Source organism: Achromobacter sp. 46006 (assembly GCF_059761975.1).
This window is the reverse complement of record NZ_JCBANN010000047.1, coordinates 26,529-43,511: the sequence shown is the minus strand read 5'-3', so window position 1 is coordinate 43,511 and position 16,983 is coordinate 26,529. Positions and strand designations below refer to the sequence as shown.

The following is a 16,983-nucleotide window of genomic DNA, read 5'->3' as shown; positions in this document are numbered from 1 at the left end:
GGCCGGACAAGTGCCGGGCAACCCCATGCTCGGCAATCGGCATGCGGGCGCCATTCTCAACCAGGTCACCGCGCCCAATCCGTCGCAATTGCTCGGCACGTTGGAAGTGGCTGGCAATCGGGCCAACATCATCGTCGCCAACCCGGCGGGCATTACGTGCAATGGCTGCGGATTCCTGAACGCGGACCGCGCCACCCTGACCACCGGCAAGCCGCGCGTCGGGCCGGACGGCGGCATTGGCTTCGATGTGACGGGGGGCCGGCTCGCGGTCGAAGGGCAAGGCCTGAACGGCATGAACCTGAGCCAGGTGGACCTGATCGCGCGCACGCTGGAGATCAACGCCGGCATCTGGGCGAACCGGCTGAACGTGACGGCTGGCGCATCGCGCGTTGACTATGGTTCGGACGCCGTATCCGCGCAGGCGGGTGATGGCCCCGCGCCCAGCGTGGCGCTCGATACCGCCGCGCTGGGCGGCATGTACGCCAACAGCATCCGCCTGATCGGCACCGAGGCCGGCGTGGGGGTGAACATCGGCGGCAATCTGGCCGCGCTGACGGGTGATCTGCAAGTCAATGCCGCCGGCGATGTGCGCATTGCGCCGCGCGCCACCGTGCAGGCGGCCGGCGATCTGCGCATGCGCAGCGGCGGCGACCTGGCCATGCAGGGCGCGGCACAGGCGGCAGGCGCCGCCACCCTGGCCGCCACGCGCGATGTCACGGTGCCGGGCGCGGTCGGCGCCGGCGCGTTGCTGAGCATTGACGCGGGCGGGGATGTGGCGGTGGGCGCGCAGGGCAGCCTGCGCACGCAGGGCGCCTTGTACGTGGCTGCGGGCAGGGATCTGTCAATGTCGGCAAGACTGCTGACGTCGGGCCAGGACGCGCGCATGCAATCTGGCCGGAATCTGACGGTGGCAGGTCAGGCCGCGACGCCGCAGCCCGCGCGGGGCGTAACCACCGATGGCGGTGCCGCAGCGCAGGCGGAAGCGCAATCGGGCAAGCCGTCCTACTCGCGCGGCGGCGTATCCATGGTGGGCGGCGTGGTGTCCGCGAAGGACGGCGTCACGCTTCAAGCCGGGCGTGACCTGCTGTTACCGCAACAGGTGGTGGCGGCAGGAACGCTGCTGACCGCGGCCGAGGGGAACGTGACCCTGGAGCCTGGAACGCAATTGCAGTCGGCCGGCAACGTCACGATGCGGGCGAGCCGGGGCATGACCTTGGGCGGCGCGGTCCTGACCGACGCGGTACTGAGCCTGACAAGTGGCAATGATCTGGTGCAGGGATCATCGGGCAAATTGCGCGGCAATCAGCGCGTCGAGGCGACGGCCGGTGGCGGTCTGGCGCTGCAAGGCGACGCCGGTACCGGCATCGGACCGCTGGCATTGGTCGCAAGCGGTGATCTATTCATCGGATCGAATGGCAGCGTCCAGTCGGGCGGAGCGGTCGACCTGCGCACCCGGGGCAACTTCACCGCCGCGGGCACGGTTTCTTCATCGCGGGCTTTGACCATCGGCGCGGCTGGGGACGCAGTGATCGATGGTACGTTGCTGGCCGCAGAGCGCTTGTCGGTCGAGGCCCTTGGCAGGATCGTCGTGGCTACAACTTCGACACAACGGGCCGGCACCGCGTTGCGCATCCAGGCTGGCGAGGATATGGCGCTGGACGGCGCGGCGATGGCGGACGGTGGCATGGTCCTGGACGCTGCGCGAGACCTGCGGGTGGCGGGCGATGCGCGTGCTTTCGGCGACCGGGCACGCCTGAACGCTGGCCGGAACTTGCGATTAGCGGCGGGCAGCCGCCTGCAAGGCCTGGGAGTGGATGCGCGCGCCGGGGGCGGCCTACGCCAGGATGGCAGGCTGGTGTCGCTTGCGGACGTCAATCTCGCCGCCTCCCAAGACATGAGCGTCGACGGTGAGATCGCCGCCGCCGGTGCGCTGGATTTGCTTGCGCGGGGCGATGCGCGGATTGGCGAAGCGAGCCGTCTGGCATCGGCGCAGCAGGCAAGCTTGCGCGCGGGCGGCGCGGTCGCCGTCGCGGGCGAGTTGCGAGGCAATGAGGGCACGAATGTGCAAACGGGCGGCACGCTGGACGTGCAGGGCCTGGTCGCCGCGGCACGAGGCCCGCTGGCCATGGATGCCGGCCAGGACCTGTCGGTGGGCGTGAACGGCCGCGTCCTGGCGGGCGGCCCATTGAATGCGTTGGCCGGCGGTTCGCTGACCAGCGCGGGAATCCTGTCATCGCAGGCCGATCTGGCATTGGGGGCAAGCCGGAACCTGACCCTGCAAGGCCAGAGCGTCGCCGTCGGCGGCATGCGCCTGAACGCGGGCGAGCGGCTGGTCGCTGCTTGCGGCGCGTGGACGCAGGCCGATGGCGCGTTGAACATGACCGCCGGCGCGGCGGCACTGGCCGGCACCGCCATCGCTGGGGGCGGTGCCAGTCTGCGCACCGATAGCGACCTGCTTCTTGACGGCGACCTGCTGGCGCCCGGGAGCGCGCTCACGTTGGCCAGCGGCGGCGATCTGAAACTGGCGGCATCCAGCGCCATGCAGGCCGGCGGATGGCTGACCGCGCGAGCCGATGGCGCGCTGCTCGCCGACGGTGCTATTCAAGGCGAAAGCGACATTCGCCTATCAGCCATGTTGGATGCGGTGCTGAACGGCGAGACGATCGCCAACGGTCTGTTGAACATCACGGCGGGCAAGGATGTGGGCGATCTGCGGATCGGGCAAGACGCGCACTTGCGGGCGGCCGGCAGGTTGGACCTGCGCGCGGGCCGCGACCTGAGCGTTGCGGGCACGTTGGCCTCGGTTGAGGAACTGACGCTGGGCGCGGCGCGCGATGCGCGCCTGGACGGCGTGGCCACCAGCGACGCGGGCCTGGCGGTGAGCGGGCGCGACGTGGCGGTGGGCGACAAGGGCCTGATCCAGGCGGGCGACTCCCTTACGGGTGCCGCCGGTCGTTCGATGGCGATCGCGGGCCGTGCCGTGGCAGGCCGGGTGCAATCGCTGAGCGCGGGCGAGCGCCTGTCGATCGCAGGCACGGTGGCGGCCTTGCAGGGCGATCTGTTGCTGACCGCCACGCACGGTGACGCCCTGCTTGGGGCGGCATCGCGCCAGCAAGCGGGCGGCTCGCTCGAGCTGATCACGGGCGGCGCATTGCAGATGTCGGGCAGCAGCAGCGCCGGCCAGGATCAGTCGTTACAGGCCGGCACCGATGCCTGGCTGGATGGGGTGATCGCCACGCGGCAAGGCACGCTCGCGGCCACGGCTGCCCGCGACCTGCGGATTGCGGCCGGCGGCCGCCTGCAAGCGGGCGGCGGACTGGCCCTGGCCGCCGGCGACACACTGACGCATGCGGGTATCGCCGCCGCGGGCGCGCAGGCGGACCTGAGCGCCAATACCGCATTGAACAATACTGGCTCGGTGCTCGCCGCCGGCGATCTGCGCGTTCACGTGCCGGGCCTGCTGCACAACGCCGGCCACTTTGTAGCCGGTGTCGATGCCGACGGCGGATTGAGCCTGCCAGGCAGCCTCCAGGCCGACGCGGGCACGATCCTGCATCCTGGCGTCAGCCTGGCCGGCAAGGACATGACGTTGGCCGCCCATGGGTTGCGGCTTGGCGGCGGCGCGCTGTCGGCGATGGGCCAGATGACGCTGGCCGTCACGGGCGACATCGACACGGCCGGGGCCCTCCTGCACGCCGGGGCGTTGGATCTGTCGGCGGTTCGCCTGCGCAACCCGGGTGGCACGCTCACAGCCACGGGCGCAGCCCGCATCCGACTGGGGGCGAGCCTGGACAACACGAACGGCAAGCTGGTTGCCGCCGGCCATGCGCGCGTGGACGCCGCCAGCATCGACAACCGCGACGGAACGCTCGCCGGCGCCGATCTGGCCATCGCCACCCCGGGCGCAGTCGACAACCGAGGCGGTCTGATCCAGGCGGACGGCAGACTGTCGCTGTCGGCGGCAAGCCTGGACAACCGCGCGGTCACGGCCCTGGCCGTGCCGGCTCGCGGTGTGCTTGGCCGGATGGTCGCCGTCGAGGCCGATGGCATCAACAATCAGGGCGGCGCGATCAACGCCGTCGAAGGCCTGTCGCTCAAGGCCCGTGATATTGCCAACACTGGCGGCCGGATCGCCTCGCAAGGCGATGCCAGCATCGAGGCCGACGTTCTGCAGAACGGTCAAGGCGAACTGGCGGCCGGCCGGAGCCTGACGCTCGGCATCAAGGCATCGCAGGAGCTGGGCGTGTTGCGTTCCGGCGGCGACCTGTTCCTGGACCATACGGGCTCGCTGAACCTGGACGGTGATATCAGCGCGGGCCGTGACCTGACACTGAAGCTCGGCGGCGCGCTTGATAACCGGGCACGCATCAGCGCCGGGCGTGATCTCGGCCTCCACGCCGAATCGTTCGCCAACCATGAAACGGGGGAATGGATCGCCGGCCGTGGCAACACGATCGATGTCGCCAATGGACTGCTCAATGACGGCCTGATCGATGGCAAGACAACCCGCATTGCTGCCGGCCTGGTGGATAACCGGGGCCGCATTTACGGCGACCAGGTGTCGATCAGCGCCGGCAAACTGGTCAACACGGTTGGAACCAAGGGCTCGGCGGTGATTGCCTCGCGAGCGGGCATGGATCTGGGTGCCGGTTCGGTCGCCAACGAACAGGGGGCCCTGATCTACTCGGCGGCAGATTTACGAGTGGGCGGCACGCTGGATGCGGCGGGAACCGCCACCGGCCAGGCCGCGCTGCTGCGCAACAGCGCGGCGACGATCGAGGCGGCCGCCCAGGCCAGCATTGCCGCGGCATTGATCGAAAACTTGAATCCCAGCTATGCGAGCCGGACTGAACAGGTTTCGTCCGAGCCGAAATTCTATTTCCGGCGGGTCAATCAGGACCAGCAGGAGTTCGGGCCGTTGATGGACGGCAGCGAGTTCTTCTGGGTGTGCCAAGAGTACCGGGGAATCTGCTCGCAGAATCCCGCCCAGGGCGTGGGCAAGCAGAGCTGGCTGCTGCTATTGCCTCCCAGCGAGAAGTACCCGGCCTCGCGCTATGGGCCGCCGTTCGATTATGGCGTGCCGAACTGGTACGGAGACTGGCGCCTGGACCCGACGGCGACCACCTGGCCGATCGCGCCCTCCTATACCCCGGCGGAACTGGGCTGCGCGGGGATGGCCGACGATGACTGCGATATCCCGCAAGACCTTTTCGCTTATGCCCCGGATGCGCGGATCTGGTCGGTATTCGGGGTCACACCGCCCGCCGGCCCGATGCCGGAGTGGAGCGAAACCGAGCCGGCGGGATGCGCTAAGGGCAAATCCCCGGCTTGCGAAGCCTACGCCGCGCGCCTCGCCGCTTATCAGCAAGCCTACGCCGCCTACAAGGCGCGGCACCTCGAACTGGACACGCGCATCAAGGCCTTCAACCGTGACGTGAACAGCCGCTGGCAACACGCCTTCATGTATTACCGCGTCAATGAGACGGTCGTTCAGACCCGGACGGTGACGTCTGATCCCGGCAAGATCCTGTCGGGCGCAGCGATGACACTGGCGGGTTCGGTCACCAACGACAAAAGCCAGATTGCCGCCGGGGGCGCGCTCACGGTGGCCGGCCCGGCCATCAACAACATCGGGGTCAGCGGCACGCGCACCGTGACGCGCGAAGGCGTCATGACCTTGAGCTTCGAGAAGCAGCTTCACGCGCGCAAATCGACGCGCTGGGAAAGCAGCAGCCCCTACAGCAACACGTTGGCGGCCGAAGCGATTGAAGTTCCGGTCGCCAGCGCGACGGGCGGCGCCGTCGTGACGCTGTCGGGCACCGCGCCTGGAGCGCCCCCGATTGACGCGCCGCAGCCGGTGCGCGTCCTCAGTGTCGATCTGCCCGACGGCAAGGCAGTCCGCACCGTTGCCCGTCCGGCCGGCGTTCCCGACAATCAGCTCTTCGTGGTCGGTGGGCAACCGCAGGCACCCTATCTGGCGACGACCGATCCGCGCTTCACTGCCGGCCACGCCCACGTCTCCAGCGATTACCTGATCGATCTCCTGCGGCAGCCCGGCGCCGGGTCGGGGACCTTGCCCGGCGACCCCGCCCTGGAACCGCCTCCCGCTCGCCTGAACGGTGATGCGGCAGGCGCGGGGGACGCCGTGACGGTGGCACATCTGGGCGGCTGGGACGACCTGATTCCGCCGGGCGCCAAGTTCCTCACGCCAGCGGGCCAGCCCAGGCGCCTGGGCGACGGATTCCATGAACAAAAGGTGGTATCCGACCAGATCCTTGCCACCAGCGGCCAGCGCTTCCTGGAGAACTACAGCAATCAGGATGCGCAGTACAAGGCGTTGCTCGCGGCCGGCGCCCGGTTCGCGCGGACTCACGGCGTCAAGCTGGGCGCGAGACTGACCGAGGCCCAGCAGCGGCTGCTGACCACCGACCTGGTGTGGTTGATCGAGCAACCGGTGACGCTGGCCGATGGCAGTGTGCAGTCGGTGCTGGTTCCACAGGTGTACCTCCTGGTCAGGAAGGACGACCTGAAGGGTGATGGCACGTTGATCGCCGGGCGCGATGTCGACGTTGCCGCCGAGGATGCCTTCGTGAACAGTGGCACCGTCGCGGCGCGCCAAGCCATGGTGGTCCGCGCCGGCAACATAGTCAACCAGGCCGACGGCACCCTGCAGGCGCGTAGCGTCGATCTGGCCGCGCGCGAAGACCTGACCAATCTCGTGTCGCTGATCAAGGGCGACAAGGTTGGCCTGAGTGCCGGACGAGACATCGCGCTGACCTCGACGTCAGCGTCCGAACGCGCCAGCAATACATGGGGCACCTATCTGACGGGCATTGCGCGGATCGACGCGGGCAGCCTGGATGCGCGGGCGGGGCGCGACCTGAGCTTGATCGCGGCGCAAATCACGGCCAGGGACGACGAGCGCCTGCAAGCCGGCCGCGACCTGAACATGACCACCCTGACGGAGCGCAAGGGCGAGCGCATCGAGCGCGACCCGCGCAACCGCTACGAACTGAACACCAGCCGCGAGATCGGCGCGATGGTCGCCGCCGGAGGCAACCTGACCATGACGGCCGGCCGAGACGTCAACGCGCGCGCGGGCGACGTCACGGCGGGCAAGGATCTGGCGGTAGCCGCCGGACGCGACATCAACGCGGCGGCGGGCGTGCAAACGCAGTACTCCTACATCGAGTCCTACAGCAAGCAGCGCGGCTTCCTGTCAAGCCGGTCTAACCACATGGTCAACGCCATCACGACCGAACGGGCGCTGGCCACGACTTTCACCGGCGACACGGCGGTGCTGATGGCTGGCCGGGACGTGGCGGTCACCGGCTCGAACCTGGGTGCGCAGCATGGCCTGACAGTCTCGGGCGCACGCGATGTGAAGATTGCCGCCGGCGCGAACAGCATGGACATCCGCCACTACGAGCAGGACAAGCAGTCCGGCTTGGGCGCGATGGGCGGGCTGAGCTACGGCACGCGTAGGCAAACCGACTCGCTCGACGGCAAGAACGTGTTCCATACCGCGAGCACCGTCGGCAGCGTCGAAGGCGATACGCTGATCCGCGCGGAGCGCGCGCTGAACGTGACGGGCAGCAACGTCCTGGCGCGCCAGGGCGATGTGACGCTGACCGGGCGTGGCATCAATATCGCCGCGGCGCTCGACACCACGCGTGACAAGGAATTGCACGAGGTCAAGCAATCCGGCGTCAGCATCAACGCCAGCGCGCCGCTGATCAGCGCCATGCAGACCGCCGGCCGGATGAACGAGGCCGCCGGCAAGACCGACAACAAGGTCATGCAGGGCCTGGCCCTGGCGACCACGGGCCTTGCCGCGCTCAATGCCTACGACGCGGTGATGGCGGACCCGAAAAGCGCGGGCGGCGTCAGCCTCAGTATCGACCTGGGCACCAGCAAGAGCCAGAGCGCCACGGACCGCGCGTCTTCGTCGACGGCCGGATCGACGGTGGCCGCCGGCCAGGACCTCACCCTCCTCGCCCAGGGCGCGGGGTCGGCCTCGGACATCACGCTCACGGGATCGCGCTTGTCGGCGGGCGGCAATGCCCTGCTTGAGGCCGATGGGAACCTCCTGCTGCGGGCCGCGCAAAACACCTTCGAGCAGAACACGAAGAACAAGAGTTCCAGCGCGAGCGTGGGCATCGGCGTGTCGGCCGACAGCGAGAACGGGGCTGGCGTCATGGTCACCATCGGCGTCAGCGGCGCTCGTGGCCGTGCCGATGGCAACGACACCCGTTGGACCTATGCCGACGTGAGCGCCGGCAACGTGCTGGCGTTGCGATCCGGCGCTGACACCTCCTTGATCGGTGCGACCGGTCGAGCCGACCGGATCATCGCGTCGGTGGGCAAGGACTTGCGCCTGGAGACCCTGCAGGACGCCAGCACCTACGACGCCAAGCAGCAAAGCATCGGCGTCAAGGCCAACATCTGCGTGTACGGCTACTGCAAGAGTTCGGTGTCGGGCAACGTCGCCCAAGGCCGGATGAACAGCGACTTTCGATCCGCCAGCGAACAGGCCGGCCTGAAGGCGGGCGACGGCGGCTTCCAACTGGATATCGCGCGAAACACGACCTTGGTCGGCGCGGCGGTATCCAGCAGCGAGCGCGCGGCGCTGGAAGGCCGAAACGCGCTCGGCACGGGCACGCTGGATGTTCGGGAGGTAAAGAACACGGCCCGGTACAAGGCCGACCAGATCGCCCTGAGCGGGGGCTATAGCTGGGGCGGCGACGGCGGGGGCGCACCCAAGAAAGGCGACGCGGGCAAAGCGGACGTAGCCGCGAACGCCAACGGCCAGGCGGCGGGCGGCGCCGATAAGGCGCGGGAATCGGGCGATAAGGGCGGGGCGTCGGCAGGCCTGCCTGTTGTCGCGGGCGCTTCCGGCAAAGCCAGCTCGACCACGCGCAGCGCGATCAGCGGCGGCAATGTCGTGATTCGCGATGAAGTCGCGCAGCAGGACTTAACTGGACTGACGGCGACTCAAACGATCGGCGCGCTGAATCGGGATACGTCGTCGGACACGTTGAATGCGCTCAAGCCGATCTTCGACAAGGAGAAGATCGAGGCGGGGTTCGAGATTGCGTCGGAGGCTCAGAAGCAGGTCGGGCAGTTCCTGGAAACGCGGGCCAGGGAAGCCAAGGCGCTGGAAGATGCGCTGAAGAACGAGCCCGAAGGACCGCGTCGAGATCAATTAAAGCAAGCTTTTGAGGATGCGAAGACGTGGGGGCCGGGTGGCGAGAGCCGTCGTTGGCTGACTGCGATCTTGGGGGCTGTGAGCGGCAATGTGACCGGCGCGGCGGGTGACGCGGTGAAGTCCGTCGCGGTCAATTATCTGCAAGGGCTAGGTGCAACGGAGGTCAAAAAGCTCGTTGCACAGATGGAACCTGGCCCGAAGGGCGAGGCCGCGCGTGCCGCGCTGCATGCGATTGTGGGATGCGCGGGTGCCGCGAGCACGGGTGCCAATTGCTCGGCGGGTGCGCTGGGAGCCGGAGTGGGGGCCGTGCTCAACGCCTTGCTCGATGAGGATGGCAAGAAGCTCAATCCGACAGAGAAGGAACAACGCAGCAATCTGGTGCGGTCGTTGGTGGCCGGGATATCGACGGCTGTGGGCGCCGATGCGGTGGTCGCCACCTATTCGGCGGCGTTAGAGACTGAGAGCAATCATCTGACCGTCTTGCAGCAGGAGGCGCGTATCCGGGAGTGGGTGCAGTGCAAGGACACTGCTTGCCGGGATGAGGTGAGGGATCGATACGCTGATCTCAGCAAAAAGCAGCGTGCCGAGCTAGTGGATTGTGAAGGCGCGGAGTGCACGAAGAACGCGCGGAAGTTGACGGCGTTGGCCGCCAGCTACGACGCGCGCGCGAGCGAGCTACTGGAGAAAAGCCGGCGGGAAGGTGGTCTGAGCGAGGCGGACCGTGAGGAATTGAAGGCCGTCAAGGGCATGAGCCTGCTCATCCTGAGCGACCGTAATGAGGTTCTGCAGCGGGCGATCTTGGCGGGCTCGGAAGAGGCAAAGAAGGAAGCGTGGAATAGCATTGCCACGGAAGGAGCGCTTGGGGCTGCTGCGGCAGTGGGGGCTGTCCGGCCCAATAAGATATCCGGCAATACGAAAGCGCCAATTGGACAGAAGGGGAAAGGCAGTGCATTGCCTGCCCCTGAGCCCGTAACTGCTTCCAATGGGTTGGTTTATGAATCGAGTCCAAAGCACACGCCAGGTCAAACTGCAAGCAGGTCCAACGCGGGATTAGAGCCAAGGAATTCTCTGGACTTGTTTGCCAATTCGGTGCAGGGAAAGGAGGGGCAGCGATTTGCAAAGGATGCGGAAGGGAATATTCATCGATTCTCTGATTCAAATGATGGAACTTGGCACTGGTCAGGCAGTACGGGAGATAAAAGGAATGGTCTAGAAAAAGATTACATTCCAATCGAAATAAGAAGGTTCTTCAATTTTCCTGGAAAGGGGAAATAAATTGATTTTTGGCAATCCTTACGAATTTGCTGTGTTGATTGAATATGTTCCGGAATGGAGCACCGAAACCTTTAAGTACGGTTTATTCCATTTCATGCTGGATGGAAAAATGTTTCCGGATGAGCTGGTTACTTCAACGCTAGACGTCGATCTTCGTGATTTTTTGGGGTATAGCGCATTAGTTTCGCCACCGGAAAATTGCGAAATCTTCAAAATGAGTAAAGAAGAAGCCTTCAATTTAATGTTTGAGTTGGCATATCCGGACTATCACGACGATGTCGAAAATCTGGATGGCATTGGTAATATATTTCTGTATAAAGCGTCAACGGTAAATATTGAAGATTTCAGGAGTCATGTTTTTTGTGTGGCATGCAACGATACTGTTCGAATAATCGGCGCGAAAATGGCGAGGCTGCTGCCCGGCCCTGATGACCGAAATTTCTGGGAAAGGATTCCAAATCCCGAGGTGGTTGAGGTATTTATGAGCGTTGATGCCGTTAAGGAGATTGTGAGGAAAGTCAGGGAATATGATTTGGCAATGCGAAAAAAAGGTTTGAAATTGATTTCGTCAACGATCCCAGGCGGGGCGGAATCGGCCTGATTTTTTAAGAATTAAGGGTTTTCGTCCTATTCTTGGTAGGCTGCCTGTGTGATCCCATATAGCCCAAGCCGAGTGCAGGGGCGAACGCATCGAGCAGGACACGCGCAACCGCTTCGAACTCGCCCGCCAGATCAGCAATTCAATCGACAAAGCAGGTGGTGTCAGCATCAAGCTCAGCCTGGGCGCCGGCAAGAGCCGCAGCACGACTGATCGCAATGCGTCCACGGCCTTCGGTTCGACGGCGGTCACCGGGCATGGTCTGGCGATCGTTGCCATGGGTATACGCGGCTTATTGCGATATGGTCAGATTCATGCGTGGTTCAAGCCTGATCTCAGAATATCGAGATCTTGATGCCGCTGAAGTCGAAAAGTTTATGCGCGCGCTTGAAAAGTGAAATGTCGGGCTGCTGAATGACCTGAGTCATTTGTGGCGCATCGTATCGTTATGCCTAAAGCACTTTTCTGGATAGAGTGAAAGTCCGCAATGAAAATTGTGGATGGAAGATATGGCATTGGCGTAGGACAGTCTTCTAGTCTCGTCGCCGTGTCTGGTTGTCATGCCCACTCGTGGATGCTGCCGATCTAATACCGCGCCCCTGGCGAAGGGATTCGTCCGCTATTGCGCCTGCCGACGGAATAGCACGGCGTGCCGCCCGGCTTATCGGACCCGTTCCCATCGCTAGTAGCGGGGGACGCTGGATAAATTGAGCGCGCAATTACACGTTGAGCAATCAGCGCCCCTGCACGCGGCCGCCTTGACCTGATCCACGCCTGGGTCCGTTTACGCCCCTGTTCCCTTATGTCTGCGCTGCGTTCCCTCGTTGTTGGGCTGGTGCTGATCGCACAAGTCTGGACGCCTGTGCTGGCACAGACGCTGGCGTTGCGATCCGGCGCTGACACCTCCTTGGTCGGTGCGACCGGTCGGGCCGACCGGATCATCGCGTCGGTGGGCGAGGACTTGCGCCTGGAGACCCTGCAGGACGCCAGCACCTACGACGCCAAGCAGCAAAGCATCGGCGTCAAGGCCAACATCTGCGTGTACGGCTACTGCAAGAGTTCCGTATCGGGCTACGTCGCCCAAGGCCGGATGAACAGCGACTTTCGATCCGCCAGCGAACAGGCCGGCCTGAAGGCGGGCGACGGCGGCTTCCAACTGGATATCGCGCGAAACACGACCTTGGTCGGCGCGGTGATATCCAGCAGCGAGCGCGCGGCGCTGGAAGGCCGAAACGCGCTCGGCACGGGCACGCTGGATGTTCGGGAGGTAAAGAACACGGCCCGGTACAAGGCCGACCAGATCGCCCTGAGCGGGGGCTATAGCTGGGGCGGCGACGGCGGGGGCGCACCCAAGAAAGGCGACGCGGGCAAAGCGGACGTAGCCGCGAACGCCAACAGCCAGGCGGCGGGCGGCGCCGACAAGGCGCAGGAACCGGGCGACAAGGGCGGGGCGTCGGCAGGCCTGCCTGTTGTCGCGGGCGCTTCCGGCAAAGCCAGCTCGACCACGCGCAGCGCGATCAGCGGCGGCAGCGTCGTGATCCACGATGAGGCTGCGCAGCAGGATTTGAGGGGGATGACGGCGGCGAAAACGGTCGCCGCGCTGAATCGCGACACGTCGTCGGATACGTTGAATGCGCTCAAGCCGATCTTCGACAAGGAGAAGATCGAGGCGGGGTTCGAGATTGCGTCGGAGGCTCAGAAGCAGGTCGGGCAGTTCCTGGAGACTCGGGCCAGGCAAGCCAAGGCGCTGGAAGATGCGCTGAAGAACGAGCCTGAGGGGCCGCGTCGAGATCAATTAAAGCAAGCTTTTGAGGATGCGAAGACGTGGGGGCCGGGTGGCGAGAGCCGTCGCTGGCTGACTGCGATCTTGGGGGCTGTGAGCGGCAATGTGACCGGCGCGGCGGGTGACGCGATCCAGGCGACCGCAGTCAATTATCTGCAAGGATTGGCGGCATCCGACGTGAAGCAAATCGTCTCGGCGTTGGGCGACGGCCCCATGGCGGAGACGGCTCGCGCCGCCATGCACGCGATCGTGGGTTGCGCGGGCGCGGCAGGCAAAGGCAGCGATTGCGGCGCGGGCGCGCTGGGCGCGGGTTCCGGGGCGGTGCTGAATGCGCTGTTGGCGGGCGATGCCTCGAAGATGACCCCGGAAGAGAAGGAGCTGCGTCGCAACCTGATCGGTTCGCTGGTGGCGGGGATTGCGGAAGCGTCGGGCGTGTCTGGCGCCGAGGCGGTTTTCGCAGCGATCAATGAGACGGAAAACAACGCCTTGAGCGTGCCGGAACATCAAGCGCGAATTCAAGAAAAGGCGCAATGCAAGTTCGACACGCAATGCGAACGGCGTGTCGCGAAAAAGTATAAGGAGATCGACGATCGAAATAGAAAGGCGTTGGCGCAGTGCGCAAGCGTGGAAGTTTGTCGAGCAGAAATAGATGCAGCAACGGCTCGGCTCGGGGAGTACAACAGCCGAATTGCGAATTTGGAAGAAAAGCTGCGTAGTGACGGCGGGCTGAGTGCTTCCGAGTGGGATGAGTGGTCGATTCTAAAGATATCCGCGTCGGTAATGCTTGATACGGATCGCAATGCTGCGATCAAGAATTACCTTTTGCTGGGAGGCGATCAGGCCAAGCAGCTTGTGTGGAATGAGATAGCGAAGGCGGGTGTAGCAGGGGCTGCGGCGGCAGTGGGCGCTGTTGGCTCCAGTAAGACGTCGGCTCTTGGAGGTGCTAAAGGAGTACTTACATCGAAAGATTTTCCTGATGTCTCCACCAAGATAAGCCAGAAGCAGCTTCGCCATATTGCTGGAACTCAACAGCTTGAGGCACGGGGAGGCGGTGGATTCTTAAACAGCATCTCTGATGCTCAAAGAGTGCTTGATGCTTACCATGCCGGGCAAGTGAAAATCCTAGGGAAAAATGCCCAGGGATTTCCAGTAGTCAGATTTGAGGGCGTTACTGGAACTAATGTTAATCTCGGTGTTGGTATAGCTGATCAGGCAACCAATGTATTTATTATCAAGGGCACAAAGAGTCCGAGCATTGTTCCTACAAATCCAAACTGGAGTCAAAAATGAGTAATCAACCTGCGTTGGAGGAATGGAATTTTCAAGTTTTAATGCTCACTCAAGCGTTGGTGGGTGCAGTATCAGCCAATTTTAGAATGGTTGCATTGCTATGGGATGACGGCGAGTGGGTATTGAAGTTTTATCTTGAAGAGAGCAACGAAGAGGACGCTGATGAGATTGAGGATGTTATCTGCCAATATACGGCGTATCAGAGTTCTAGTTTGAGCTGCAGATCTGAGTTGATCGTGGGACGTGAACGCCTTCCGGGGCTTTCGGATGTAGGTAGGGTTGTATACCGGCGCAGAGAGTGTTTTGACATTTAGACTATCGGAGTCGAAAGGCGTTGACTCAGTGCGCAAGCGTGGACGTTTGTAAGGCAGAAATAGAAGCAGCAACGGCGCAGCTCGGGGAGTACAGCAGCCGAATTGCAAATTTGGAAGAAAAGCTGCGTAGCGACGGTGGGCTGAGCGCTTCCGAATGGGAGGAGTGGTCGATTCTAAAGCTGTCCGCGTTGGTAATGCTTGATGCGGATCGCAATACTGCGATCAAGAATTACCTTTTGCTGGGAGGCGATTAGGCCAAGCAGCTTGCGTGGAACGAGATAGCGAAGGCGAGTGTAGCAGGGGCAGCGGCGGCAGTGGGCGCTGTTGGCTCCAGTAAGGCGTCGACTCTTGGAGGTGCAAAAGACGTACCACCGAATACTTGTCAGCAAGCCTCCGGCGAATGTTCTCACCAAGACGCGTACGAATGGAGACACGCTGTTCTATGATCAGGCAACGAATACTTTTGCGGTTAAAGCTGCGGATGGTGCCCCTAGAACAATGTTCCGACCTGATCCTAAGCAACATGGTTATTCAACCAATCTGGATTATTTCTTTGCCGTGTTTGTGGTTTGGAACAACCCTATCCCCAATATGGGGAGGATGGGCGTGTGCCAACGTTTGAAATATGCTCTTGCTGTGGGGTGGAGTTTGGCTATGAAGACGCCACCATTGCAGGGATCGTAAGGTTTAGAAACGCTTGGTTAGCGAGAGGGAAGGAATGGTTTCATACAGACAAGAAGCCAAAAGATTGGTCTTGGGAAAGACAAAAAGAACGGATACCTGATGTTTTCAAGTAATTTAATGCGAAAGGATCGGCGGCCGCTCGTCAGCATTTCGGCGGGTGCACTGCTAATGACCTTATCGCTGCAGCAGCTGCGCCATTAACAAGGAGGACTTGAAGCCGCGCAGGCCCGGTCGCCGAGCCGTGCCGCAGGCATGGCATCAGCAACGCCACGCGTCCCATCGGTGCAATTCATGCCTCCACTCTCTCGCGCACCTGAAAACTCACCTGCCCCGGCCGCCCCGGCAGGTTCAAGGTCGCCGTGGCCGGCGGCGTCGTCGCCACGACCTCCCCGGCGCGCAGCACCATCAGGCGCGTTGCGCGCAGGCGCAGCGCCTCGACCGGGTCGCGGGCCTGCAGCAGCACCATATCGGCGCGCTTGCCCACTTCCAGCCCAGTCTCGTCCAGGCCCAGGATCTTCGCCGGCGTGGCCGTGACGGCCTGGAAACAGGCGCGCATGGCGTCCTGCCCGGTCATCTGCGCCACGATTCGTCCGCTATTGCGCCTGCTGACGGAATGTCACGGCGTGCAGCCCGACTTCTCGGACCCGTTCCTATCGCTAGTAGTGGGCACGTTGGATAAGTTGAGCGCGCAATTACACGTTGAGCAATCAGCGCCCCTGTGCGCGGCCGCCTTGATCTGATCCACGCCTGGGTCCGGGCCGGTCCCGTGTCCGTTTACGCCCCTGTTCCCCTTATGTCTGCGCTGCGTTCAGGCTGCGCTACTCGCTGGCCGACAACGAGGCCTCAACGAGCGGCTTCGCCCAATCGGGCGTGTCCCGCATCTCCGCTAGCGAAGTGGGATAGAGCACCTGGCCATCGTCCACGTAGAGGGCCAGAGCCGGCTCAGGTACGGCCTCGCCAGGCTCCACGTCCACGCTGTTGTCGTAGACCCGCAGACTGACCAGGTGCGGCATCAATTTCAGCAGATTGCGGTAGGACGTCTTGCAGCGCTCGCGGATGCGTTCTTCGGGGATGTCGTGGCCACCGCGCGCCACCCGGGCTTGCACACGCGCAATATGGTGCTCGGCGTCGCGCAGGCCGCAGTACCAGACCAGCACATCGTGGGTCGACGCCGCGGCGATGAGCTTTTCCACGATGGTCTGGCCGCCCAGGGTGGTTTCGAAGGCGAACGACCCGCCCGCCGCGACTGCCGCGTCCAGCCGCCGCACCCCTTCCGCCCACGCTTCCGCATTGGCCTGATCTTGGGACCGGCCCAAGCGCTGTACAAGCTCTCGAGCGAAGGTGTCAGGGTTGAACCAGGCCATGCCGGCCTGAGTCAGGATATGGCCGCCCACTGAGCTTTTGCCGGCGCCATTCACTCCCGCCAGCACATACAGAATTGGGCGTTCCATCAAAACGTGGAGCCGGCCTTAACTCGGCCAGCCAACGGGCCTGGGTTGCGCATAACGCTTCGCAGGCGCTCAGCCGCGTCGGGGGCGGACAGCGCGGCAAGTCGTTGATCGAAGCTGCGGCGCAGCTCTTCGACCGGGTCCGGCACGGCGGCCTGGGCAGCGTTCAGCGCGTCTATGATGCGTGTGTACTCGGCCACCGTCATGATCACGGCCTCCGGCTCATCGTGGTTTGTGACGACGAGCTTTCCTTCGGCGGCGGCAAGACTGCGGACGACACCCCGCCAGCCGTCCTTCTTGACTGCCGAAGCAGGCTTCGCCGGCAGGCGGGCGATAGGTTCAGCGAGCAATGCGGAAGCAGCCATGATCGTTCTCCCAACGAG

General features: G+C 63.8%; 6 protein-coding genes and 1 pseudogene. 4 read left to right on the top strand and 3 right to left on the bottom strand.

All coding sequences use genetic code 11. The features are described 5' to 3' along the window. Positions 1-25: 25 nt before the first annotated feature. The 4 genes from AC6LKG_RS19695 (at position 26) to AC6LKG_RS19680 (ending at position 14,468) form a co-directional block, all read left to right on the top strand. The gene (locus tag AC6LKG_RS19695; protein ID WP_498167146.1) at positions 26-10,483 is read left to right on the top strand and encodes a hemagglutinin repeat-containing protein; all 10,458 of its coding nucleotides are present in this window, start codon (positions 26-28) and stop codon (positions 10,481-10,483) included. Between the two features lies 1 nt (position 10,484). Beyond that, positions 10,485-11,084, top strand: a complete 600-nt coding sequence (locus AC6LKG_RS19690; RefSeq protein ID WP_498167143.1) for an immunity 42 family protein — start codon at positions 10,485-10,487, stop codon at positions 11,082-11,084. 799 nt (positions 11,085-11,883) lie between these two features. Then, the gene (locus tag AC6LKG_RS19685) at positions 11,884-14,154 is read left to right on the top strand and encodes a hemagglutinin repeat-containing protein (protein ID WP_498167142.1); all 2,271 of its coding nucleotides are present in this window, start codon (positions 11,884-11,886) and stop codon (positions 14,152-14,154) included. Beyond that, a complete protein-coding gene (locus AC6LKG_RS19680) occupies positions 14,151-14,468 on the top strand; it encodes a MafI2 family immunity protein (protein ID WP_169537794.1) in 318 nt (105 codons plus the stop codon). The genes AC6LKG_RS19685 and AC6LKG_RS19680 overlap by 4 nt, the downstream gene beginning before the upstream one ends. A gap of 973 nt (positions 14,469-15,441) precedes the next feature. Here AC6LKG_RS19680 and AC6LKG_RS19675 read toward each other — a convergent pair. The 3 genes and pseudogenes from AC6LKG_RS19675 to AC6LKG_RS19665 all read right to left on the bottom strand — a co-directional run. Further along, positions 15,442-15,744 (bottom strand): annotated as a pseudogene (locus tag AC6LKG_RS19675) (amidohydrolase family protein); the annotation flags it as partial. Between the two features lie 226 nt (positions 15,745-15,970). Next, positions 15,971-16,603, bottom strand: a complete 633-nt coding sequence (locus tag AC6LKG_RS19670) for an ATPase (protein WP_063580940.1) — start codon at positions 16,601-16,603, stop codon at positions 15,971-15,973. Continuing rightward, positions 16,603-16,965, bottom strand: coding sequence for a hypothetical protein (locus AC6LKG_RS19665; RefSeq protein ID WP_049070384.1), 363 nt, complete (start codon positions 16,963-16,965; stop codon positions 16,603-16,605). Before AC6LKG_RS19665 ends, AC6LKG_RS19670 begins: the two co-directional genes overlap by 1 nt. Positions 16,966-16,983 lie beyond the last annotated feature (18 nt).